The organism is Brevibacillus sp. IT-7CA2 (assembly GCF_949767855.1).
GTDB lineage: Bacteria > Bacillota > Bacilli > Brevibacillales > Brevibacillaceae > Brevibacillus.
Genome location: NZ_CATKQT010000044.1, coordinates 599,286 through 623,052, shown reverse-complemented (window position 1 = coordinate 623,052; position 23,767 = coordinate 599,286). Strand labels below are relative to the sequence as shown.

Genomic DNA, 23,767 nt, shown 5'->3' with positions numbered 1-23,767 from the left:
CTTTGCGTTATGTGACTTTGTTACATGCAGCCAAAAAGTACTCCGGTACAATAAGTCTCATCAATCTCAAACACCATAACCGGAGGGATAAGAATGAAAAACGTCGGTCGTTTTGATCAAATGCTTCGTATCGTTACTGGGTTAGCCTTTCTGTCCTTGTTCTTCTTTCTGGAAGGAGGCTACCAATACCTTTCGTTGATGGGCATTCCGCTCCTGTATACAGCCTTGACCAAACAATGCTTCTTCTATCGTATCTTTGGGATTAACTCTTGCCAACTTCCTTCGCAAAAATTGTAAGTTTCTCAATTGACCTTACCCCTTATGAATGTCCAAGCAGAAGCAACTGTAAAGAAGACAAAAGGATTGGGCGGCTGGTTAATCTGGCCGACCATTATTGTCGTTCTCAGCCCACTTTCCTTGCTTGCATCCGTTATCCCTCAATCGCTCCCGATGCACCCATAACGGCTTACGCAGACCCGCCTTCTTCACGATACCTTCGACTGTTAGTTCATGGAGCGTCTCTGTGACGGTTTCACGAATACACCCCATCATCGTCGCCAGCTCCTGATGCGTAAGGTTCACTGCCAGCTCGACCCATTCTGGTGCGTCAGCCTCGCGCTCACCCCCGTATTTTTCACACAGCCTGCCGAGCAAATATACAAGACGCTGTCGCACACTTCCATACGCCATGAGCTCCATCATTTCTTCTACCTCTTGCAAACGATTCGAGACAATCTCGATAAAATGCAAGGCAAGCCTCGGCTTCTCTAGCATCAGCTCTTCAAATTGTGCTTTATCAATCGAACAAATCACCGAATCTTCCCACGCTTCGGCGTACAGATTGGTTGAACTAATCGTAAACGAGCCGATCTCTCCAAACACATGGCCTGTGCCGAGCAAATCAATCGTTAGCTCTTTGCCGTCAGCCGAAAGCTTGTATAAGCGAACCTTCCCGGCCTTGATCAAAAACAACCTTTTCTGCTCCAGGTGAGGGGAGGAAATCATCGTTCCTTTTTCAACCATTTCCATAGGGGTCGCCGGCTCCAATTGGGCTAGCTCCGCTTCACTTAACGACTGAAACAAATTGATGCGGGATAAAAACTTCTCCTTTTCGATCACCGTGCACTTCCTCCTGCTCACTGTAGGCTGGACTACATATTGTATGGATCACTCCCATTATACTCCTCGTTAAGCGATGAATTTCGAATGAACAAAGGAGTGTAAATCGTTGAACACATTTATTATGATTTTTTCACTGATTTTGGCTTTGATGTTTGCCATCTCTGTGTTAATGAAGTTTTTACGCGCAAAATCTATGCTCCAACACTGGAAGGAATATGGGTACCCACTTTGGTTCATGGACGTGATTGCCTCACTTGAGCTGGTTGGAGTCATCGGCGTGATTAGCTCCTTTTGGATTCCTGGAGTACTAACGCCCGCTTGTATCCTGTTCGCCATCCTCATGCTTGGGGCTATCCATGCCCATCTTTTTCGGGCAAAACATAAACCCGTCATGGCGATAAATGCGGTATTTATGCTTATTTGCTCGTTGCTTCTCCTCTGGCTTTAATCGTTTCCGGGCGCTTTCCAATACGTCTTTTGTCCGTTACTGATCAAAATAGCCTGTTTCGGAACTTGCTTCATCACCAGGAATAGATTCAACATATCGACTGATGAAGCGATTGCGTTTATCAAAACCAAAAATTTTAACATGGTAGTGAACAGCCCCAATAAACCTAGAAGAAATGGCAACATAACCGAAATGATAACGAATGGGGCGATGGTAATCATTATGTATCTTGCTTTTGGAATCTTTTCTTCCGTTGCTACAAACCCTCCAAACAAGGTAAGCCCCATCCATGTTTTTTCTGATCTCATGAAATTGGGGATAAAAATCAAATGCAAGCTTTCATGAACAATAACCAATACGAGTAGAAACCAAATCACACGTAAATCGATGGATATGGAAAAAGAGTCGGATGTCAGTCCAAATTCCTGAAAGGTTATTGGCGAAAAAATATGGATGATCCCAAAGGCGATGAGTGCATTGATTAGCATGAAAGGAATTGATAAAAGAGTTGCCCTGCCCAAACTCTGTGGTTCTTTCAGTGGAACCCATTCATTTTTCATCAACTCGACATGTACATTTTCATGATACTGTGGCAACTTGGTTGTGATTCTCATAAAAAAACCTCCTTCCTTTCTAGTAAGACGTTCATCCTATGAGTTCAGTTTCTTTGAGGGGAAGTAAACAAAAAAGGCAATCTCCTGAGCTTCCTTGGAGACTAGCCTTTTCCTCATGGTCATTTATGCTTGCTGAAGCAAAAACTGCTTGCCATATTCGCCGTGATCCAAAATCGTCGGGTGCTCGATTTGAATCGTCGAATGGTCAATTCCGTACTTCGTTTGCAAAATGTGATTAATCGCCAGAATGACACAATACGGCTGAATGCCTTCACGAACGAACACATGCGCAGTCAGGGAGTAATGTTCCGTGGATACCGCCCACAGGTGCAGCTCATGAACATCCTCCACGCCCTCTACTTCACTGAGGTCCTGACGGATCTGCTCGAGATCAAACTGCTCTGGAACAGATTCCATCAACACGAGCAGCGACTCACGAATGATTTTGGCACCACCTGTAAAAATAATTCCCCCAATCACCAAGCTGATCAATGGGTCGAACAAATAGTAGCCTGTCATGTAAATGAGAATCGCCGACGTAATTACACCGACAGAGCTGAGCAAATCCCCAATAAAATGCCACAACGCGCTTTTTACATTGAGGTTGTCTTCTTCCTTCATACTGCGGGAAAGTACGATGGTCAGCACGATGTTTACAACCAAACCGATGGATGCAATGGTCAGCATCAACTGCAAATCAACGTCTTGCGGATTGATCATCCGTTTGATCCCTTCAATCACAATCCCGATCGAAATTACAGCAAGTGCCAAGCCATTCAAGAACGAAGCAATAATTTCAAAACGAAGAAATCCGAACGTGTACTTCTTAGTCGGCTTACGTGTCGCCATATAAATAGCGGTCATGCTCAACCCTAATGCAAAGACGTCAGAAATCATATGGGCGGAGTCGGACAGGAGCGCGAGTGAATTGGACATCAAGCCTCCCACAACCTCCACGATCGTAAAAAACAACGTCAATAGGAGCGTAATCCACAGTGTTTTCTTCGATGTTTGCTGTTCTTTCACATGATCAAGATGGTGAAAATCACCCTTTTTCATACGGATCACCTCTGTCCATTTAAATTATAAGAATTATAATCTAAGAATTAATGTAATCATATCCTCTTTTTCGCCAATATTCAAATGAACATTTTATGGATCATACAAGTGATTTTCATTACCAGTTGTGACGTATGTCTTATAATGATGGAAAAAGTATTATTGGGAGGCGGAGTATTTGTCAACGAACTTCGATGAAATCATGACTTTGATTTATTCCATTGAATCTCATACATGCACAGCTTCAGACCAAGAAATCATCCAAAAAATCCACTCATGGATTCCAAGCTATACTTGTCCCACTGCAGCCGAAGGTTATTTTATGGTTGTGTCGACAGTTCTTCACTTTCGGCCTCAGCTGGAAGAAGAATTGTTAAAAAAAGCGATCGAACCTTTATATTATTGGGGATTGGACAACGCACAAGACATACTTTCATGGATAAAACAGTACCAATTTAGCGAGGGCGGATATCGTCCTCGAAAGAATGGTTTGCAGTGGCTAAGTAAGGCGAATTCAAAAGTAGAACAATTTGATAAAACACTCCGCTATCTTAAAGACCTCGAATAACAAAAAAAGCCTCATCCAAAAGGATTAGGCTGATCATTCCTGATTGTGATTCCCTTCTAAAATCCGTCGAATATTGCCCTTATACTGGGTGAGCAAACGGCTTGCGTCCTCTGCTGGCAACCCGGTCTTTTGCAGCACGATCGCCAGTTTTGCGTCACCGTCTGCCTTGTGCAACAGTACGTCTGCCTCATCGGTAGAGACATTGGTCGCTTCTGCCACGATTTGTTTTGCCCGTTCCTTTAGTTTCTCATTAGTTACCTGCACATTGACCATCAAATTTTTGTACACTTTCCCCAACCGTACCATGCAGCCCGTCGTAATCATATTGAGAACCATCTTCTGCGCCGTCGCTGCTTTTAAGCGAGTCGATCCGGTCACCACCTCTGGCCCTACCACCACATTAATCGCTACATCCACACCTTGGCTGATCTGCGCTATCTGGTTGCAGGACAACGAAATGATTTTTGCCTGTTGTCTTCTTGCTTCCGCCAATGCTCCGATGACATAGGGTGTCCGACCACTCGCCGCAATTCCCACCACGGCATCCCCTGCCTTTACGCCATAGGCAATCACATCTTCTCTGCCGTTCTGCTCCACGTCTTCGGCTCCCTCGACTGCCCTGACGATAGCTTTTTCCCCGCCTGCTATGATTCCCTGCACCAATGAGGGGTCCGTCCCAAAAGTTGGGGGGCATTCAGCAGCATCGAGCAAGCCCAATCTCCCACTCGTTCCCGCTCCAAAATAAAAGAGTCTTCCGCCGTTTTCCAGACATTCTGCGATCAAGTCAACTGCCGCTGCGATCAAAGCCAGCTCCTTTTCAACGGCAAACGCAACTGTTTTATCCTCTTCATTCATAATCCGGACAATCTCTATTGTAGAGAATTTATCCAGCTCTTCCGTATTCCGATTTCTTGTTTCTGTCGTTAAATCACGCAGGTGAAACTTCATCCAGATACCTCCCACCCTTCTACACTCATCTTCTCTTTCTACCCCACACCATGCTGCTTTTTCTCCGATGGAAACAGGCTGACCGGAAGATGTCCAGCGGCCTTTCGTTCCCCGAACAAAATGTCTGCCACAAGCTCTATGGCATGGTACGTATGGTCATAAACGGCGAGATACGCATCGACCTCTGGCATTACCAAGAGATCATACGGGTTTCGCAGAGCGACAGCCACGACATTTTTCCCCTGTTGAACTAGCCGATTCACCAGCAGCGATTGGCCTTTAAAGATATGGGCATTGTACGTAAAAACGACGATCTGCTCCATGGCCGACATCACATTCGCCACCATCTTCCCTTCATCCTCTGTCGGGTTTAGCGTCGACATCATATGGTATTCAACTTCACGATATTTTCTCAATGGTGCGACCAGATCGCCAGAAGCTGCTTGCCCATCCTCTGCCAACGTAAGGTTGGAAATCCCCGGAAAAATCACACCGAGCGGTTGCGTGCTTCTCTGTAAAGGAAGCAGCTGATGTTCATTTTTCACCAAGGTTATGGCTTGAGCGAGCGTATTTCTCGCCATGTCTGCATGCTGGACACGATCAAAGGAAGGGCCTTTTGCTCGCAAGCAATGCTCCCAGGAAAGAAATCGTTTCTTTAATTGAAGTACGCGATTTACTGCTTCGTTGATCCGCTCATCTGACAGCTCCCCCGAATGAATGGCCGCGACGAGTCGTTCATACGTTTTTTGCTGAACTTCATGCGTGTGGGAAACCAGAACAAGATCGATCCCAGCCTGCACACAACGCACCGCCGCTTCCGGAACCCCGATGGTACCCGCAATGGCAGCCATTTCCATACAATCCGTAATTGCGACCCCATCAAAGCCGAGCGACTCACGCAAAATTCCCGTCACGATCTCCTTGGAATACGTAGCAGGAGAACCCGACTCATCCATACTGGGCAAACTGATATGTCCAACCATCACCATGGGGACTCCTGCCGCGATACTGCGCTGGAATGGAACCAACTCGACCTGATCCAGTCGCGTCCGATCATGTCCGAGCACAGGAACGGCTTCATGAGAATCGATGCTCGTATCGCCATGTCCGGGGAAGTGCTTGATAGAGGGAATAACACCACTCGCAAGCAAGCCTTGAATGGCGGCCTCACCAAACCGCGCCACCTGCTCTGGCGCTTCTCCAAAAGACCGCACCCCAATGACCGGATTGTCCGCATTGTTGTTTACATCGACCGTCGGGGCGAAATTGACTGAAATCCCTGCTGCCAAGAGCTCCTCACCTGTTGCCTGGTAGATGCGCTTGGCTTGATCGAGATTGCCTGTGGCCCCCAAAGCCATCGCTCCTGGAAAGCGCGTCGCCCCTTTTTGCAGACGGGAGACCACGCCATTTTCCTGATCGGTCCCAATTAACAGCGGATAGGGATGCAAAGACTCATACGCCCAGCTCTGGAGTTTCTGTACGCGCTGATAAGTCTCCTCCGGTGTCCCGATATTGCGGCTAAAAAGAATCACGTTGCCAATCTGTTTTTGTTTGATCCACGCTTCCATATCTTCGGGAATATCCAGCGTAGGGTAACCGATCATCAGCAGTTGCCCGACCTTCTGTTCCACTGTCATAAGTTCGGCTTGCATGGAATCCTCCTCCCTACCGACTTACTCTTGTTATGAGAATGCTTTGCCGTACTTCGCATACTGCTTCCAGCTGCGATATCCGAGCCTCGCATAGAAATCGACCAGCGTCGTCCAATCGATGACAATGTTTGGAATACCGCGATTCCGCAAAGCCGCAATGCCCGCCTCCACAATGGCCAGTCCCAAGCCTCGTCCCCTATACTCCGCATCCACGCCCAATGGACCGATGCCGCCCAGCCCATCCGCAAACAATGGTGCCCAGTATACGTTTTGGGCAACAAACGGAGAATCGGCATCATTGATCCGGCAAAAACCAGCGATCTCACCGTGCAGCTCCACCACGACGAATTCTCGTCCGGTTCCTCCCCGCTTAAAATAGTGAATGGCTTCATACTCCCAGCGTCCGGGAAAGCATCGATGCAAGAAGGCCAAAAAGGCATCTTGGTCCTCCCTCGTCAACAGCCGAAAGCGGCCATCTGGTACCTCTGGCAATTCCAGCTCTGCTGGTTCGAGATACTGACCTAACAGATCGTTCTCCAAGCGATCCTCCGAGTGATACCCTTGTCTCTCAAACCACGCTTTTACGTCTGCAGATTCATCGGGTATACCCGGGAAATAATGATACGGATCGCGCCCCAGCAAGACCTTTTCCACCCCTTGCTCTCGCAACGCATTCTCTGCCCTTGCCAGCAATTCACGCCCGACCCCTTGCCCGCGATGTGCGGTAGATACGAGTAAGACCTGTATCCAGCCAATGCCTTTTCCCAATTGAATGTCGAGCTTTTCCTGCCAGCATTTGGCCACGACAAACCCGACAGGACGCTGCGTCACAGCATCTACCGCAATCCACGACCCAGCTTTGACAACATTCTGATCCTCAAAGCTGTTTTGCCGCATGAGCCCAGGCCGCATGGGAAAGCGATCACCCAACTCCTGATTCCACAGCTCGCACAGAGCGTCCGCATATAGATCGTCCCAAGGTACGTATTGCATCGGATGCTAGCCTCCTTTACGCCCTATTTCAATCCAGAAGTTTTGGAGCCTTCCACAAAATATTTCTCCGCAAACAAGAACACGATCAAAATCGGGATCAAGCTGATCAAGGCCCCAGCCACCAGCAGTTGATCCTCTGTCTTGTACTGACCGCTCAAAGACAAAATCCCGATCGGCAGCGTAAAGTTCTCGTCCGAAATGAGATAAATGACTGGCGCCAAAATCTCATTCCACTTCCCCATAAACGTAAAGACCGCCAGTGTTGCCAAGGAAGGCTTGCACATCGGCAAAAACACCCGCCAGTAAATCTGGAACGGATTGCAGCCATCCAGCTTTGCCGCTTCCTCGTAATCTTTCGGGATATTTAAAAATGCTTGCCTCATTAAAAAAATGGCAAACGGCTGTCCGAGCCACTCCAATAGCCAAAGCGGAGCCAACGTATCGAGCAGACCCAAATTTTTAAAGATAATAAACTGCGGGATAATCGTGACGATTCCCGGGATCATCATCGTTCCCAGCACGATCATGAACAGCGTGTCGCGGAAAGGAAAGCGAAGCCTGGCAAAGGCAAAGGCAATCATCGAGCTGGACAATAAGGCCCCGATAACCGAAAGAATCGCGACAATGAGACTGTTGATCGTATAGCTGTTAAAATTCGCCTGTTCCCACACGGTTGTATAGTTGCTCCACTGTGCTGGATTTGGCAGCCATTCTGGCGGAAATTGCATGTACTGCTTGTAAGTTTTCAGCGAGTTAAACACAGTTGTCAAAAACGGAACCAGCATAATCAACGCACTCGCTATGACAAACAGGTATCCAACGATTTTATTTAGAGGAAAACGCTTTTGCATGGCTACCTCCTTGCCCCTTAATCATAATGAACCCATTTCTTTTGCAGCTTGAATTGGATGAGCGTAATGGCAAGCAGGATGAGGAACAACACCCACGCGATAGCAGAGGCATAGCCCATTTTGAAAAAGCTGAATGCTTGGCGGAACATGAAGAGCATCAGGACGAGGCTGGCGTTGTTCGCACCACCTGTCGAGCCTGCCTCCGTAGAGGCCCCGGTCATGACAAAAATCTGCTCGAAGTTTTGGAAAGAGTAAATCGTGTTCAAGATGACGACCAGAAACGTCGTGCCCGAAATCATCGGGACTGTTACCCGCCAAAACTTTTGCCAAGCGTTTGCTCCATCAATCGAGGCTGCCTCGTACATGTCAGAAGAAATTCCTTGCAGCCCAGCTAGAAAAATAATCATCATGTAGCCGACTGACTTCCAGATGGCGATGAGAACCAAGACCGGGATGACCCAGAATTCATCAATCAGCCAATTTTGCGGGGCTAGCCCAAGTTTAGACAGAAAAGCATTGGCAAAACCGATCCGCTGGTTAAACACCGCATCTGCTACATACACGATCACCGTCCACGAGGAGATAACCGGCAAAAAGTGAACCATCCTGAAAAATTTCAAACCCTTCAGCTTTTGATTCAGGGCCACTGCTAACAGCAACGCCAAAAACGTTTTGGCCGGAACGTACAGGATCGTAAAATAGACCGTATTCCATAACGCGCGATAAAACAGCGGGTCTTCAAACAGCTTTGCATAGTTGTCCAAGCCAGTCCATTTAGGCGGATTTAAAATATCGTAGTCCGAAAAGCTGAAGTACAATGACGCGACCGAAGTTCCTACGACGAACACGAGAAAGTGGATGAGATAAGGGGAGACCAGGAGCAGTCCCCATCTCCCCTCGCTATCCAACCATTTTCTCTTTTTCACAGCAGGCTTCGCCTGTTGCTTGGTTTGCAGTTCTAGCATGGTTGGCACACATCCTCACTAATTGATGACTACTGCTTCTTGAAGAAGTCATCCAGAACTTTTTGAATGCCTTCGTCTGTTTTCGTGATGAATTCATCCGTTCCGTATTTATCCATGAACAGTTCTGCCAGATTATCCGTGAACACCTTCACCCACTCGGTAAAGACAGCGTTGGTATCAATCGTGCCCGCGAACCCCAAGGTGTCGAGGAAGACTTTTTTGTTTTCTGGCTTCGTGGCTGGGTTTAGGAACATCTCGGAATTCGCCACTGATTTTTTCACCGGAATGGCTTCCCCTACTTCTGTCCACTCTTTTTGTGCTTCATCAGATGTCGTCCAGTAGGTAATCCATTCTTTAGCGGCCTTGACCTTCTGCTCCTCTGCCTTTTTGTTGATGACCCATGAGTTGGCGATTACGGGTGCGAAGCGTTTGCCGTCCGGTCCTTTTGGCATAGGCGCGACATCGTAATTCAACCCTGCACCATTCATCGAGGTCGTTGCTGCGTAAATATCGATTTGCATCGCCACAGCCCCGCTTAAAAACGCTTTGAAGTTGCTTTGGAACGCCTTTAGATCAGCCGGATTCGGGAATAGCTTGCGCTGCATGCCGTCGACCATCCACTCGACCGCTTTTTTGTTCTCCGGGCTGTTGATAATCGATTTTTTCAACGTCGGGTCCAATACCCCGCCACCATACGCTTTCAAGATGTTAAATGCGCCGCGTGAGCTACCGAAAAACGCGAAGCCGTATTGCTTCACTGATTTTTTGTCAAAAGCAGGATCGTCTGCATTTTTCCCGTTGGCATCGAGGGTCAGCTTGACGGAAGCCGCCTTCACATCATCCCAGGTCCAGTCAGCCGTAGGGTATGGTACGCCTGCTTTGTCGAACAAATCCTTGTTGTAGAAAAGGGCTCCGACTTGGATGCCCTGCGGCACGCCCCAATACTTCCCATCTGAATCTTTGTTGAACTCCAGACCGTTGAGCTCCTCTTTGTTGATTTCTTTCGTGACGTAGTCGGTGATGTCGAGAATCGCGCCGCGTTGGGCGTAACCAAATACTTTTGTCCCGTCGCTCTGCCAAAGATCAGGCGCATTCCCGGCCGCGATTTGAGTCGTCAGCTTTTGATAGAAGTCATCATAAGGAGCCGTCATTGTTTTGATTTTGATGTGCGGATGTGATTGTTCGAATTTTGCAATAATTTCTTCCATCTTTTTCTTCGTAGGTGGATCAGAGCTGTAGCCCATATACAATTCGACTTTGTCCCCCTGCTGTGTGGAGGACTGGCTGCTACATCCGGAAATAAGCAATGTCGCGGCTAAGCCAATCAAACCGAGTACTGAGAGAAACCTTCTCTTTTTCATGGAAAACCTCCCCAATTGCATGAAGTAAAAAACTTGCATAGCTAACGATATTTCCAAACACCTAACGTACTACTAGACATATGTGGGCACTTTGAAAATAAGGGACTCTTTACTGACTGATAAGGATAAAAGGATAAAGGCAGGAGTTTGTGTATTCTAAGGAGGATTTGCTTATTTGTATTGCTCCCGAACAGCTTTACGCGTCTGGCGCAAGTACGCAGCAGAGACATCGTAATTTTTGGCAGCAACACCTCTAAACAAGATGTCGATCACATTGAGTTGTGCGATTCGTGAGGAAGTGGCGGCACTGCGTTCATCCGCTTCTGTTGAAAACGTGGTTAAGTGAATATCCACGCATTCCGCCAAGGAGTTTGTGCCGTATTTGGTAATGCCAATGGTCACAGCACCCGATTTGCGGGCTTGTTTCATCGTGGTTATGATCTGCGAGGTTTCCCCCGAATTCGAGATGCCGACTGCCACATCACCAGCCGTCAAGGTGACTGCCGAAGTAAGCTGCAAGTGGGAATCCGAATGGGCCGTGCACATTTTATTGATGCGCAAAAATTTATGTTGGGCATCCTGTGCAACCAATTGTGAAGCACCCACTCCGTAAAAATCAATCCGGGTGGCACGGTACAGCTCACCAATCGCCTGCTCCACTGCTTCTGTATCCAAAATTTTGATCGTTTCCCGCAAGGAGAGGATGTTGTTGAGCGAAACCGATTCAATCAAGGTGTACATATCAGCATCGGGAAGAATCTCTTTGAATTCATCCTGAGCGGTAGACGATTGCAGATCACCCGCTATTCTGATTTTCAACTCCTGAAAACCATCTACACCGATACTTTTGCACATGCGTATGATGGCAGCTTGGCTGGATTCGCTTCTTTCCGCGAGTTCCTTGATGGAAAGACGAATCACCTCATCCGGATTGGCTAAAATGTAATGCGCCGCGTTTTGTTCAGAACGCTTGATATTGTGCAACGATTCGCGGATGCGCAGCAACCCGCCATTCAACACGATACCACCCCTTTAGTCCACAAATTTGTTAAGCGCTTACATTCAAGTGTGACTTTGGTAAATCATTACATATTTTGTATTATAGACACTTGAAATAAAATATCAATATGAATTGTCAGATTTGAAATAAAATTTCAAAACTATTTTTCGACACTTTCGCCCTTTGTTCGCTCTATTATAATTTTTAACAATTATTATAGTTACTTATGTAGATCTCTTTCCGTATTAATCCATGTACACCCAACTGACAAATAATGGGGATGATCAAAATGACCAAGCGTAAGGCACTCGCATTCACCCTGATAGCGGCACTCCTTTTGCCAAACACACTTATTCTGTCAAACGAAGCCGCAGCAGCCTCTTCCCACAAAGCAAAAGCAACTGTAACTGCGACCAAGTTAGAAGAGCTTTCCATAAAAGATCTGAATCAAAAAGCAAAAGCGACTCTGAATCACGTCAAAGAAGTCATCCCTGACCTGAAGAACTATCACATCACCTCCATCTTAAAAGAAAACGTCGTCACAACTTCTGGTCCTATCGAACGTCTGGAAGTGATCCTGTCGAGTACACCAGAAGGTACTACCCCAGAGTTCGGAGTTGTCCATGTAAACGCAAGTACAGGAGAGCTGATCAGCGTCGACATCCAAAACGGACTCCCCTCTTCGAAAGAAGTTTTAGGTGATGAGAAAGCGATCAAAAAAGGCAAGGAACATCTCAAACTTTTGTTTGGAAAGCAAGCGGAAAAATACAAGTTTTCACAGATCCACTCCTCTACTGTCAAGGATAACAAGGCACAGATTCTTGTCATTTACACTTCCCCGGATCATTACATCAACGTGACCATGGATCGTGTCGGAAAATTAAAGGCTGTCAAAAAAGACATCTACCCCAAAGCAGAATTAGATGGCAACAACAAATAAAATGGACCTTTTGTCCAATGAAAAAGAGACGGATCTGCCGTCTCTTTTTTGTTGCTACGAAACCAACCTTACAACCCTGTAATATTTCGTAAGGTAAATCAATTTCCCATTTCTCTCCTATCGATTACGATTCTCCTGTTACATGTAAAGGGGGATCACCAAAAATGAATGGCATGGAAATCAACATTCACTATTTTCGCTTGATTAATGACTTGGGGAAAGAGTATCCGGCTCTCAATCCCGTGGCTTTTTACGTAGCAGAATATACGGTGTTTATTTTGGCGTTGAGTGCTTTGGTGTATTGGTTTACGAGAAAACATGAGAATCGCATCATGGTCGTTTGTGCGATGTTTACGTTTGTCATCGCCGAGCTATTCGGGAAAGTAGCCGGAAGCCTTCATGCGAATCATCAGCCATTCGCAGAGCTTGCGAACGTCAATCAATTGGTACAAAAAGCGGTCGACAATTCGTTTCCCAGTGACCATACGATCCTGTTTTTTTCCTTTTGCATGACCTACTGGCTTTTTAGAAAGACGACGGGTCCACTCTGGATGCTGCTTGCTGCTTGTGTCGGGCTTTCTCGCATTTTGGTAGGCGTTCATTATCCGGCAGATGTCATTGTGGGGGCCCTGATCAGCATTGGGTCTGCCTTGACCGTCTATATGATCGTGCCGAGATTGAGTTTTGTCCATACTCTACTTGCTTTCTATGAAAAAGGAGAGCAAGCAATCTTGCCTGCCAAATCGAAGACGAGGGACTTTTAAGTATGACGAGCCGATCATATCCCTGGTAAGGCACAACATGGAAGGAAAATGACATGTATGTATGACATGACCTTTTCCCATTTTGGAAGCAACCATTTATGAGACAATCATCTTGATGAACTGAAGAATAAGAGGAACACCTTGTACAGGTATGTCACTCAGAATCAAAACTCCCTGCTGGACAACATATAAATTGGGAGGCTGAAGCATTCCATTGATGAATAGATTCACAACCGAAACTTCATTTGGATCCAGAATGCCGGAAGTACTGAATGGCATGACAGCATCACTGTTGGTATACATGTTTTTGACTCCATCTGAAATTGCCGTATACTGATAGGTTTCTGTTCGTATTAAACCAGGAGTACATGGACATGGGGGACAGGGAGGAGACGTTGGGGAGGGTTTTACTGGAAAAATTCCGAGACAACCTAATGGCTGGACGATTTGCAGACTCTGTCTCCTCACTTGGTATGACTGTGTGACATAGCGCCTCATAAAATCACTCGTCCTTTCTCGAAGTGCTTCGAACATTCACTCCGATTTTCACACATGAGTGAACCCCAGGCACATTCCAACCACCTGGGGCCACCATCCTATTCATCTTAGTTAACGACAAACTCTACAACTATGGGTGTACCATCGTTTTCGGCATCTCCATCTGGAATCGTAATCGCCGTTGTTGTGATTGTGGAAGTATTACCTGCCTGAAGCACTCCGTTGACGTAGAGATTGTAAAATGCAAACGTACCAGGGAATGCTGTCGCAGCAGTGCCAGCGTCAGTGGTAAATGCAGTTGCCGCAATGGCAAACGTTGCACCAGTACCAGTTCCAGCACCCATGGTGGACGTAAATCTCAATGAGGTTAAATACGGTTTAATAATCGGCACTAGAACACCCCCTCCTCTATTTATTCCCTACTAGTTAATGCTTGGTTTCATCCGATTGAAACCGACAAATGACAGTAGAGGCATGCACATTTTCCCTCAAGAGAATATAATTGGAAAATAAAATCACCCTCCCACTTTTACCAGTAGGAGGGCTACATAATTTTTAATCTTGAAACAGTACTCGCAACTGCTCTTTCTCTGCGTCACTCAATACGTATTCTGCCATCGGGAACAGCACACTCTCTTCTTTAAAGAAATGTTCCATGAGTATCTCTACTGACTTCAGCAAATGAGTGTGGACAGCTTCTACTTCAACAGGTTCAGACTTTTCCTTTTCTACGATTCGCATGAACGACATCAGGCTTTCATGAATAAGATCATGCTCTTCCTCCATGACAGCAATCGGTCCTATCTCCCGTTCGATATAGTTAGCCATCAGGGGATACAGGTCTTCCTCCTCGCGTCTGGAGTGTTTCTCCAGTTCCGCCCGAAACGAGGACGCCAGCTCATGAAGCTCTGTTAAGCCTTTCTTTCTTTTAGTAGGTTCGGCAGTAGATTTCAGATTATTTGCTAGATGTACGAGCTCATTCAACTGCTCAGCTAATGATAGGTGCTCGTCTTTCAATTTTTCCAGAGCTGGACACAGCTTCCTTCTCCCTTCAAACTCCTGCATCATCCCCATACATCCTATAGGCGGTGGTCCCATTACAATCCCTCCATCTACTAGTGGGAGTTAGTAACCAAAAGAAATGCGATACGCTAGCTGTCCCCGATTGTCCCTCGCAACCATTTGAATATAGTCATCCTCTTGCGAAAAAACAACCGGTCCATTCTGGATGGGAATCGCAATAAACTGGCAAGGATTAAAATAGAGTCGCAGATGCTCCTCATCCTCCGTGATCTCCCATTTTGCCAGCTGCCTTTCCAAGAGAGCCGGACTGTGTGGTTCGGCATTATCCGCCAAATCTTGAATGAGTATCCCCATCTTTTTATCCACCAAAGCAGGCAGCTCTTGGTGAAGCTCGGCAATCGTTCTCTTACTAGGATTCATGGTCACTGATCACACTCCCTTCCCCAGATTATTTCCCTTGTTCTCTTCGATCCCGCTGGTCTTTTCTAAATACCATCCATGCCAGTGGGAACAACACTACCGTTGCACCGCTGAGCAATAGCACCTCCATATATCGCTGTGCAAAATACATATTGACTGTGTACTGAGTGCAAATAATGCTGGCGAACAAGATCAATGCTAATAGGATGACACCTCTATAGCTGCTCTTCATATCTCTTCACCCCTACAGCGTATACAGCTCCATCTTTCTCTTGAAGCACAATTTCCGGAAGTGGTCTTCTTGGGGGACCAGCGAGCGGATTACCTGTGGCGATATCAAATTTCCCATGATGGCAAGGACATAGCAGCTCTTTCTCATCTCGGTCCCAAAATACCGGACAACGCAGGTGGGTACATGCATTTTGATACGCCTTGTATTCCTTTTCCTTCACATATACGAACAACGCGCTGTCATGCTCTCCTGGATAAGCAAACTCAATCGCATCTCCGGGTTTTATATCGCTGAGATTCGCGATTTTTTGTGTGGGATACGACTTGCTGGATGAACTCATCAGCTCCTTGGCAGCTAATGCCCCCCATGGCAGAGTAGATGCCGCGAATAGACCGGCTGCTCCTACCATTGTTTTCATAAAACTCCGTCGATCCAGACTACGCTCATTGGAACGATTAATGTTATGTGTATAATTGTCATCCTTCAACGGAATTGGGCGGGTTTTCTCGTTCTCCATAAGGTATTTCTCCCCTCTAGAATAGCTTCTGTTTGCCCTGCAGAATGCCAGGCAGGCTAATTTTCACATTGGTTTCGCCTTCCAGCACATCCGGGTCGTGGCTGGCAGTCCATTTGCCATTGGCCAAAGGAATCTGTGCCCGTTTTTCTTCCAGCTCTGCTTCCTCAATCCACTGCAAGGTGTTTGTCGGGCAAACCGAAGCGCACATCGGCGGGATTCCCTCTTTCGTACGGTCGTAGCATAGATCGCACTTGTACATGAGATTCTGTTCTTCATCAAATTTGGGAATCCCATAGGGGCAGGCAATCGTACAATTTTGACAACCGATGCATTTCTCTACCAAAGCTGACAATACGGCTCCATTATCTGCGATTTGAATCGCCTGAGCAGGACAGCTGCGGGCACAAGCAGGATTGACACAATGGAAGCACATAAGAGGAATCGTTTGTCTGCTGATAAACGGGTCCACATCCAGTACGTAGTTTCGGTTTCGGTTGTCGTGACCTCCACACTGTGTACACGCCGCCAAGCAGCTTCGACAACCGATGCAATTATCCATTTCGATGTATAAGACTTGTTTACCCATGGCGAACTCCTCCATGCTTGTGCTTGATGATTTTCGCGGCGCACGCTTTAAATTCAGGCATTTTGCTGTAAGGGTCCAATGCCGGATTGGTCAGCAGATTGATAGACTCCGCTTTTCCCCAGTGGTACGGGACAAACACCGTATCCTCTCGAATGGCCTCGATAACTTTCACGCGGTACTGCGCCTCGCCTCTTCTTGTTTTCAGAGTGACCATCTCATCGTGTTCAATGCCGTAACGAGTCGCTGTTTTTGGATGAACCTCTAGCAGAGGATCAGGATACATGTCTGTCAAAAACGGGATTCGTCTTGTCTGGTTCCCGGATAAATAGTGGAACACAACTCGTCCCGTAGTTAGCCGCAAAGGATATTCTTCATCTGGCTCCTCCGCTGGCGGGCGGTAAGGCAACGCACATATTTTGGCTTTGCCATCCGGGTGATAAAATTTTTTATCCAGGAATAAATGGGGCTGCCCCTCGTCACCCTCCTCACGGCACGGCCAGAAAACACCATTGTTTTGATCAATTTTCTCGTAGGTGACCCCATAGTAGTCAGCTATTCCACCTTTGGAGACCTGACGTATTTCATTGAAAATATCCTGGGGAGACTTCAAGTGAGCAAAGAATTGTCCGCGCCCCATTCTTTTGGCGATTTCTACCTGAATCCACCAGTCAGGCTTGGATTCTTCGAACCATTCCTGTGCCTGACGGTGACGAATGATACGACCTTCGAGGTTGGTAGTCGTTCCATCGTCCTCTGCCCAAGTCGTAACGGGAAGAACGACATCGGCGTATTCAGCTGATTCGGACAAGTAAAAGTCGCAGCAAACCATAAAATCCAGACTTTTCAGGGACTCCCGAACATGGTTTAGATTTGGCGCACTTACAACCGGATTGGAGCAGAGTAAGTATAAGCTACGGATTGTTTTATCCTTCATCAGCTGGAACATCTCATAGGCAGAGACACCTTTCTGCGGCATCTCTTCCGCGGGAATGCCCCAGGCACATGCTATTTCACGCACATGTTCAGGATTATCGAGCTTGCGGTAGCCAGGCAATTGATCGGCTTTTTGCCCGTGTTCCCGCCCCCCTTGACCGTTTCCTTGACCAGTAAGGGTTGCAACACCTGATTTTGGACGGCCAATCTTGCCTGTGACGAGCGACATGTTGGTATAGGCCGATACGTTGTCCGTCCCTTTCGCCTGCTGTTCCACACCACGGCAAAACATGACAATCGCATCGGGTGCCCTCCCGAAAATGTCGGCAGCCCGCACAATCTTCTCCACCGAAACCCCTGTTATTTCGCTGACATACTCCGGTGTGAAGGTAGCAACCACTTCTTTTGTTTCTTCAAAACCATTCGTATGATTTCGAATAAAGTCTTCATCAATATGTCCGTCCTTGATCAGGAGATGAACGATTCCGTTTGCCAGTGCCAAATCTGTACCGGGCCGCAGATCCAGGTGGATATCAGCTCGACGTGCCAAAGGTGTTTCCCTTGGATCGGCTACGATCAGATAACCGCCTCGATTTTGCACTTCCCAAATACGAAACATGCTGGTTGGATGACACTCAGCCGCGTTTGAACCGGCCAAAAACAAGCAGTCTGTTTGATGAATATCCGTCCAGGGAATGGTAGAACCGCGATCAATCCCCAAGCTTCGATTCAATCCTGCCGCAGCCGAGGACATGCAGAAGCGGCCATTGTAGTCGATATAGCGGGTTTGCAAGGCGACCCGCGCAAACTTACCCGTGAGATAGCATTTTTCGTTCGTCATGGAAACGCCAGAGTAAACAGACAAGGTATCTTTGCCATAGTTGTGTTGCAATTCCTTGAACTTGGAAATGATCAAGTCAAGTGCTTCCTCCCATGACGCCTCCCGAAATCCTTCCGCCGTGCCTTTTAATGATGCATCTGTTCGAATCAAAGGCCGCTGTATCCGATCCGGATGGTTCACCTGCTGATAAGCCGTCACGCCTTTTGGGCACATCTTACCCAGATTGACAGGGAAATCGTACCGTGGCTCCACTCCAATAATCTTGTTCGTCGTTGTATCTACACGCAGGTTCATCCCGCATTGCATACCGCAGTAGCAGCAGTGCGTGCTGACCAATTTCTCGTTCGGATGTATCTTGTTTTCAATTACTTTAAAAAATTTATCCTTTGGCATGTTGATTTGCCTCCCTGGCATTGATCTCGTGCGTAGGAACTCCTGTGAAACGGAACATCCGGTATTTTCTGCGGCACGGCAAGCAAAGTTCAGCCAAGTGGAATCCTTCTTCCATTTGAAAAGCCATTTCGTTTTTACCCAGCACGTTGATTACATCTGCCGACTGTTCCGCAGAAACAAACTCATTGCTGCACACTTTGCACTTTTTCATTTCCTGCTCGCCGTAGTGTTCGCGATAATTACGTGCAAACACACTCATGGGACGGAACGGTATGTGAGCCAGTTTTCCGAATGGCAGATAAATCAATGTCACAATCACTGCAAATTGATGAGTGACTGATATAACCGGGTGCCCAAAGCCCCCTAAGAACATGTTGCTTGCGGTTAACATCAAGCCTGTCACGCTGATAAACAGTAGCAGGTATAAAGGCAGAAAGTCGTAGACAAAGGATTGTTCAGCCCGTGCCTGCATGTTCTTGAATCTGCGATACAATGCCATGACTGCTCCGCCGATGACCATAAAAGCAGTAATGTTCAACGCGTTGTAAAAGAGAAAGGCAACCCAGCCATCCGCTTGTACGGTCAGAACATCCACACCCATGAACACGACCTGATAGAAACCATTGTCCGTCATCGTGAAATACATCCAGCCAAAAACTAACGGAAAGGTGACAAACGCGGCCAAGATGCATCCCCATCCCAGCAAAATGTGCTGTGTCCAGCGGTACCATCCCCGATTCCAAATAAAGCGATAGATGGCCAGATGATCCACCGTTGTATTCGCCGTGCTTTTACGAAAGAGAAGTCGTAGCCCCTTTTTCAAAATAACATTCGTTGGCGGGCGATCTGCCCACGCAGAAAATCGGTATAGGAAACCTCCAATAAAGACAAGAGTCCCCACCATATAGCCGTAAAGCGCCAAATCAATATGCGTGAAAAAACGTGTTCCCACGTAACTTAGGACGAACAAGCAAGCAATGATGATAAAAGCACGCTTCGCCACCTTGGAAGCAAATATATAGTTCATACAACACCCTCCCTGCTGCTGCTCATTTTTTCCTTTCGCTCGAGTCCATTGTAGCAACGGCTCGTAACCCAGGTTGTGATTTACCTCACACCACTGCCATAATCAGGACGATTTTCTCTTCCCAAACCATCGATTTCGGATGATATAATGAGTTACCTTTGTATCCTTGTTGTAGGGAGGACCCACATGACCGGAAATGGCACAACGTTTGTGGAACAGATTTCTTCCGATTTTGTGAATAGCCTTGAAACATTTTCTGTTAGGAAAAATTTCGTTCCCGGATCCGTTCTGTTTTTGGATGGTGAAAGAGCCGATCAGCTATTCTTAATTTCGTCGGGCCAAATTAAGCTCACAAAAAACACAAACGATGGAAAAGAATTAACATTGCAAGTATTTGGTGCAGGAGAGCTAGTCGGCGTCTCCGGGCTCTTCGAACAGGAATTGAAGTACACCTCCACAGGCACCATGTTGATGGAGGGTGAGATATGGATCATCCCGCGACAAGCGTTGGAAAAAATGCTCATCAAAAACGGTCAATTTTGCGTAGACTTCCTGCGTTGGATGGGATTGATGAACAGGCGGATGCAATCCAAATTTCGCGATTTGCTACTCAATGGCAAAATTGGAGCCTTGTATTCAACGCTAATCCGCATGAGTAACACGTACGGCAAGCCACACCCCGAAGGAATCCTCATCGACCTTTCCCTTACCAATCGTGATTTGGCGCAATTCATTGGTCTGACACGAGAGAGTGTCAACCGGATGCTTTCCGATCTGAAAAAACAGGACACCATCGATCTGCTTCCCCAGGGGCATATCTTGATTAAGGACCTTGCCTATTTAAAAGATGCGATTTATTGTGATGACTGCCCTCCCGATATTTGCCAAATGTGAGCAAATTCTACATCCTTTCCTGCACGAAAAAAGTCCTGGACTTGTCCGTCCAAGACTTTTTTTCATAAGTGGTTCAAGCTTCTTTATCCATGTCTTTGCTCCGCGAGCTCGCTGAACATGCCAGCATAGTACTCGACGTCTCCTGCATCGTCTTTAATCGCGCTGATCGTTAGCCATTGGAGATATTGCTCCCCATTCTTCCGGCGATTCCAGATCTCTCCTTGCCAATAGCCATTCTTCTTGATCGAATCCCACATCTTTTGATAGAAGTCGGCACTCTGCCTCCCTGATTTTAAAATATTGGGGGACTTGCCAATCACCTCATTCATCTCATACCCAGTCACTTTCGTAAAAGCATGGTTCGCACTTTTAATGACTCCTCGTGTATCGGTAATCAGTATCGCCTCTCCCGTCTTTTCCATAATGGTGGCGGCGAGCTGCAGCTTCTCTTGATAAAACATCCACATCACCAAGACCAAGCTTGCCAGTGCAAACTGAGATAACGCCATGAAACCGATCGCGTAATGCCCCGTCAGATTAAACAGCAGCGTTAAGATCAACGGTGGAAAAAATCCTCCTAATCCCCCCATGGCAGATACGATCCCATTCACAATCCCCGCTTGTCGCGAGAAATACATCGGCACTAATTTGAACACGGCACCGTTACCGATACCTGCGCATATCGCTACCAACAAACATCCTACCGTATACATTAAAATTGATGGCGAGAAAGATAAGACAATTCCAGACAAGGCGAGCCCGGCAAACACAATCATCAATGCCTTGAAGGGGTTCCACCTATCACCTAGCCAGCCTCCCAATGGTCTTGCAAGTGTCGCCAAAAGAATGAATCCTGCTGTTCTCATACCTGCATCTACTTTATCCAGTTGGAAATGGCTCACTAAAAAATTCGGGAGATACACGGTGAAAGCGACGAAGCAACCAAACGTAATAAAGTAGAACAAACTGATTAACCATAGCTTTTCGTTTTTGTAGACACTCTTGATCTGCTGACCAAGAGGAGTCACTACCTTAGGTTCATTTTTATCCCCCATTAAGAAGGTAAGCACAGCGAATCCTGCAAGTAGTAGCATAAACATCTGTACGGTATTGGCCCATCCTAACGATTTAGCCAGAACAGGCGCTGCAAAAGTGGTTATCGCTGTACCAATATTCCCCATACCGTAGATTCCGTTTATAGAACCATGCTTCTCTTTCGGATAGTATTTAGGAAGAGACGTGACACCAACGGAAAACACCGCTCCGCCTATCCCTAAAAATAACCCGCCGATTAGCAAATCTGTATAAGTGGTCGCCTGGCTAATATAAAAAACAGGAGCCAGCAGCAAGAGAAAGCTTATGCTAAATAAAATTCTTGCCCCAAATCGGTTACTCCAATATCCTACTGGGATTCTCAACAACGATCCAAGCAAGACTGGAATCGCTGTCACCCACGCCACTTCGCTTGCACTCATGGGTACGGTTTCTTTGATAAAAGGCATGAGCGATGACAGAATGACCCATACCATGAAACCGACCGTAAGACTCAATGTCTGTAACGGCAACTGCCATTTTCGTACCATAACAACACCCCTCACTTGGGAATCTTCTACATCCACTATGATAAGAGGCAAAGTTTGGTTTCGTTGTGATTTTAATCACAGCTCCTTCCGAGCAATCCGCTTATAATCAAGGCGAAATCTTGAATCGAAGGAGTGGATTATACATGTTTTGTTATCAATGTGAACAGACTCCATCAGGTGGTTGTAAGGTCATAGGCGTTTGCGGAAAGAATGAAGATCTTGCGAGTATTCAGGATACAATTATTTTTGCTTTAAAAGGAATTGCGGCTTATGCCACACATGCTCGACAACTGGGCTATATCGATTCTGAAGTGGATGGGATTACACAGGAAGCTCTCTATTTTACATTGACGAATGTGAATTTTAACTTAGACGAACATTTGCAAATGGCCATGAAAGTAGGAAAGGCCGCGATAAAAGTCATGGAACTTTTGGATCGGGCTCATACGGATCATTTCGGAGTCCCGCAGCCAATCACAGTCTCGCAAAATAAAATCGAAGGAAAATGCATCGTTATTACGGGACACAATCTGTTTGCTCTCGAAGAGCTGTTAAAACAGACAGAAGGCAAAGGAATCAATGTGTATACGCATTCCGAAATGCTGCCTGCACATGGCTATCCCGCGCTGAAGAAATATCCTCATTTGAAAGGAAATATCGGGAAAGCATGGTACGATCAGCGTCAATTGTTTGAGAAATTTCCCGGCGCCATACTCGCTACAACAAACTGTGTAATGCCTATTCGTGGCAGCTACGCCGATCGTTTCTTTTCGTATGATATAACCGGTTTGGAGAACGTGACGAAAATTGTAGATAACGATTTTGCGCCGCTCATTGAAAAAGCATTGTCTCTTCCTGAGGTTTCCATCGAATCGGAACTGACATTGACGACCGGCTACCATCACAAAACGGTCCTCGGCATCGCCCCTGAAATTATTCAGGCAGTCAAGGAAGGACAGATCAAACGCTTCTTCGTCATCGCTGGTTGTGACGCTCCTGGCAAGGGAGGCGAGTATTACCGTGAATTGGCTACGTCCTTACCGCCAGAAACAGTCATTCTTACTACCTCCTGCGGAAAATTCCGTTTTAACGATGTAGATTTCGGCATCGTGCCAGGTACCAACATCCCAAGATATATTGATTTGGGACAGTGCAATAACTCGGTTTCTACCATTACGATTGCGGCTGCATTAGCCGATGCCTTCGAATGTGAAGTGAACGAGCTGCCGGTAAGTATCGTTCTTTCCTGGTTTGAACAAAAAGCGGTTGCCATCCTGCTCGGTCTGTTTAGTCTGGGGATACAAGATATACGGATTGGTCCAAAATTGCCTGAGTTCATTCAGCCCGGTGTTCTGCAAGTATTACAAGACTTGTTCCATATTCAGTTGATTGGTGATGCTCAAGAAGATATGAAGCAAATGCTCGGAATCACTCAATAGGCATCACCTGTAACCGCACATCACAAAAGGAGGCACCTTCTTCTAACTGGAAGGTGCCTCCTTCTTATGGAATTAAAAAAAGCCCTATCCATCAGT

The 23,767-nt window shown here is 46.7% G+C and carries 27 protein-coding genes; 7 read left to right on the top strand and 20 right to left on the bottom strand.

Annotated features, from left to right (window positions below):
- Window positions 1-93 precede the first annotated feature (93 nt).
- Window positions 94-297, top strand: coding sequence for a DUF2892 domain-containing protein (locus ACM6JA_RS22735; protein ID WP_414854147.1), 204 nt, complete (start codon window positions 94-96; stop codon window positions 295-297).
- 78 nt (window positions 298-375) lie between these two features.
- Here the strand turns inward: ACM6JA_RS22735 and ACM6JA_RS22730 are convergent, their stop codons facing one another.
- Complete coding sequence (locus ACM6JA_RS22730) at window positions 376-1,119, bottom strand: Crp/Fnr family transcriptional regulator (protein WP_414854146.1); 744 nt, start codon at window positions 1,117-1,119, stop codon at window positions 376-378.
- A 109-nt stretch (window positions 1,120-1,228) separates the two neighbouring features.
- Here ACM6JA_RS22730 and ACM6JA_RS22725 point away from each other — a divergent pair, with 109 nt between their 5' ends.
- On the top strand, window positions 1,229-1,570 hold the full coding sequence (locus ACM6JA_RS22725; protein ID WP_414854145.1) for a DoxX family protein: 342 nt from the start codon (window positions 1,229-1,231) through the stop codon (window positions 1,568-1,570).
- Here the strand turns inward: ACM6JA_RS22725 and ACM6JA_RS22720 are convergent.
- Complete coding sequence (locus ACM6JA_RS22720) at window positions 1,567-2,184, bottom strand: DUF3267 domain-containing protein (RefSeq protein WP_414854144.1); 618 nt, start codon at window positions 2,182-2,184, stop codon at window positions 1,567-1,569. The genes ACM6JA_RS22725 and ACM6JA_RS22720 overlap by 4 nt on opposite strands.
- 123 nt (window positions 2,185-2,307) lie before the next feature.
- Window positions 2,308-3,243, bottom strand: coding sequence for a cation diffusion facilitator family transporter (locus ACM6JA_RS22715; RefSeq protein ID WP_409175426.1), 936 nt, complete (start codon window positions 3,241-3,243; stop codon window positions 2,308-2,310).
- 178 nt (window positions 3,244-3,421) lie between these two features.
- Here ACM6JA_RS22715 and ACM6JA_RS22710 point away from each other — a divergent pair, with 178 nt between their 5' ends.
- Window positions 3,422-3,811, top strand: coding sequence for a hypothetical protein (locus ACM6JA_RS22710; RefSeq protein ID WP_409175427.1), 390 nt, complete (start codon window positions 3,422-3,424; stop codon window positions 3,809-3,811).
- A gap of 33 nt (window positions 3,812-3,844) precedes the next feature.
- Here ACM6JA_RS22710 and murQ read toward each other — a convergent pair whose 3' ends face one another.
- The 7 genes from murQ to ACM6JA_RS22675 form a co-directional block, all read right to left on the bottom strand.
- Window positions 3,845-4,759 (bottom strand): N-acetylmuramic acid 6-phosphate etherase, encoded by a 915-nt coding sequence (gene murQ, locus ACM6JA_RS22705; protein WP_414854142.1) that lies wholly within the window; start codon window positions 4,757-4,759, stop codon window positions 3,845-3,847.
- Window positions 4,760-4,797: 38 nt separating this feature from the next.
- Window positions 4,798-6,411 carry a glycoside hydrolase family 3 N-terminal domain-containing protein gene (locus ACM6JA_RS22700; protein WP_414854141.1) on the bottom strand — a complete coding sequence of 538 codons (1,614 nt, stop codon included), beginning with the start codon at window positions 6,409-6,411 and terminating at the stop codon, window positions 4,798-4,800.
- 30 nt (window positions 6,412-6,441) lie between these two features.
- Window positions 6,442-7,404, bottom strand: coding sequence for a GNAT family N-acetyltransferase (locus ACM6JA_RS22695; RefSeq protein WP_414854140.1), 963 nt, complete (start codon window positions 7,402-7,404; stop codon window positions 6,442-6,444).
- Window positions 7,405-7,427: 23 nt separating this feature from the next.
- Window positions 7,428-8,255, bottom strand: coding sequence for a carbohydrate ABC transporter permease (locus ACM6JA_RS22690; protein ID WP_414854139.1), 828 nt, complete (start codon window positions 8,253-8,255; stop codon window positions 7,428-7,430).
- 17 nt (window positions 8,256-8,272) lie between these two features.
- Window positions 8,273-9,220 carry a carbohydrate ABC transporter permease gene (locus ACM6JA_RS22685; RefSeq protein WP_414854138.1) on the bottom strand — a complete coding sequence of 316 codons (948 nt, stop codon included), beginning with the start codon at window positions 9,218-9,220 and terminating at the stop codon, window positions 8,273-8,275.
- Between the two features lie 29 nt (window positions 9,221-9,249).
- Window positions 9,250-10,581, bottom strand: a complete 1,332-nt coding sequence (locus ACM6JA_RS22680; protein ID WP_414854137.1) for an ABC transporter substrate-binding protein — start codon at window positions 10,579-10,581, stop codon at window positions 9,250-9,252.
- A 171-nt stretch (window positions 10,582-10,752) separates the two neighbouring features.
- Window positions 10,753-11,598, bottom strand: a complete 846-nt coding sequence (locus tag ACM6JA_RS22675) for a MurR/RpiR family transcriptional regulator (RefSeq protein WP_414854176.1) — start codon at window positions 11,596-11,598, stop codon at window positions 10,753-10,755.
- A gap of 272 nt (window positions 11,599-11,870) precedes the next feature.
- Here ACM6JA_RS22675 and ACM6JA_RS22670 point away from each other — a divergent pair, with 272 nt between their 5' ends.
- Together ACM6JA_RS22670 and ACM6JA_RS22665 are read left to right on the top strand one after the other, a co-directional pair.
- Entirely contained in the window at window positions 11,871-12,521 is a 651-nt protein-coding gene (locus tag ACM6JA_RS22670; protein WP_414854136.1) for a hypothetical protein, read from the top strand.
- A 164-nt stretch (window positions 12,522-12,685) separates the two neighbouring features.
- Window positions 12,686-13,285, top strand: a complete 600-nt coding sequence (locus ACM6JA_RS22665) for an undecaprenyl-diphosphatase (RefSeq protein WP_414854135.1) — start codon at window positions 12,686-12,688, stop codon at window positions 13,283-13,285.
- Window positions 13,286-13,381: 96 nt separating this feature from the next.
- Here the strand turns inward: ACM6JA_RS22665 and ACM6JA_RS22660 are convergent, their stop codons facing one another.
- The 9 genes from ACM6JA_RS22660 to ACM6JA_RS22620 all read right to left on the bottom strand — a co-directional run bounded on the left by ACM6JA_RS22660 (window position 13,382) and on the right by ACM6JA_RS22620 (window position 19,755).
- The gene (locus ACM6JA_RS22660; protein WP_414854175.1) at window positions 13,382-13,783 is read right to left on the bottom strand and encodes a DUF4183 domain-containing protein; all 402 of its coding nucleotides are present in this window, start codon (window positions 13,781-13,783) and stop codon (window positions 13,382-13,384) included.
- Window positions 13,784-13,890: 107 nt separating this feature from the next.
- A complete protein-coding gene (locus ACM6JA_RS22655) occupies window positions 13,891-14,175 on the bottom strand; it encodes a DUF4183 domain-containing protein (RefSeq protein WP_414854134.1) in 285 nt (94 codons plus the stop codon).
- A gap of 163 nt (window positions 14,176-14,338) precedes the next feature.
- Window positions 14,339-14,851 (bottom strand): hemerythrin domain-containing protein, encoded by a 513-nt coding sequence (locus tag ACM6JA_RS22650; RefSeq protein ID WP_414854133.1) that lies wholly within the window; start codon window positions 14,849-14,851, stop codon window positions 14,339-14,341.
- 57 nt (window positions 14,852-14,908) lie between these two features.
- Window positions 14,909-15,226: a hypothetical protein gene (locus ACM6JA_RS22645; protein ID WP_414854174.1), complete on the bottom strand. Its 318-nt coding sequence runs from the start codon at window positions 15,224-15,226 to the stop codon at window positions 14,909-14,911.
- A gap of 28 nt (window positions 15,227-15,254) precedes the next feature.
- On the bottom strand, window positions 15,255-15,458 hold the full coding sequence (locus ACM6JA_RS22640; protein WP_414854132.1) for a hypothetical protein: 204 nt from the start codon (window positions 15,456-15,458) through the stop codon (window positions 15,255-15,257).
- The gene (locus ACM6JA_RS22635) at window positions 15,442-15,975 is read right to left on the bottom strand and encodes a Rieske (2Fe-2S) protein (RefSeq protein ID WP_007716653.1); all 534 of its coding nucleotides are present in this window, start codon (window positions 15,973-15,975) and stop codon (window positions 15,442-15,444) included. Before ACM6JA_RS22635 ends, ACM6JA_RS22640 begins: the two co-directional genes overlap by 17 nt.
- A gap of 16 nt (window positions 15,976-15,991) precedes the next feature.
- A complete protein-coding gene (locus tag ACM6JA_RS22630; RefSeq protein ID WP_088909171.1) occupies window positions 15,992-16,561 on the bottom strand; it encodes a 4Fe-4S dicluster domain-containing protein in 570 nt (189 codons plus the stop codon).
- Window positions 16,554-18,728: a molybdopterin oxidoreductase family protein gene (locus tag ACM6JA_RS22625; protein ID WP_414854131.1), complete on the bottom strand. Its 2,175-nt coding sequence runs from the start codon at window positions 18,726-18,728 to the stop codon at window positions 16,554-16,556. The genes ACM6JA_RS22630 and ACM6JA_RS22625 overlap by 8 nt, the downstream gene beginning before the upstream one ends.
- A complete protein-coding gene (locus ACM6JA_RS22620; RefSeq protein WP_414854130.1) occupies window positions 18,715-19,755 on the bottom strand; it encodes a hypothetical protein in 1,041 nt (346 codons plus the stop codon). The genes ACM6JA_RS22625 and ACM6JA_RS22620 overlap by 14 nt, the downstream gene beginning before the upstream one ends.
- 186 nt (window positions 19,756-19,941) lie before the next feature.
- Here ACM6JA_RS22620 and ACM6JA_RS22615 point away from each other — a divergent pair, with 186 nt between their 5' ends.
- Window positions 19,942-20,649, top strand: coding sequence for a Crp/Fnr family transcriptional regulator (locus ACM6JA_RS22615; protein ID WP_414854129.1), 708 nt, complete (start codon window positions 19,942-19,944; stop codon window positions 20,647-20,649).
- Window positions 20,650-20,732: 83 nt separating this feature from the next.
- Here ACM6JA_RS22615 and ACM6JA_RS22610 read toward each other — a convergent pair whose 3' ends face one another.
- Window positions 20,733-22,232: an MFS transporter gene (locus ACM6JA_RS22610; RefSeq protein ID WP_414854128.1), complete on the bottom strand. Its 1,500-nt coding sequence runs from the start codon at window positions 22,230-22,232 to the stop codon at window positions 20,733-20,735.
- A 143-nt stretch (window positions 22,233-22,375) separates the two neighbouring features.
- Here ACM6JA_RS22610 and hcp point away from each other — a divergent pair, with 143 nt between their 5' ends.
- Window positions 22,376-23,671, top strand: a complete 1,296-nt coding sequence (gene hcp / locus ACM6JA_RS22605) for a hydroxylamine reductase (RefSeq protein ID WP_414854127.1) — start codon at window positions 22,376-22,378, stop codon at window positions 23,669-23,671.
- The last annotated feature ends 96 nt before the right edge of the window (window positions 23,672-23,767 follow it).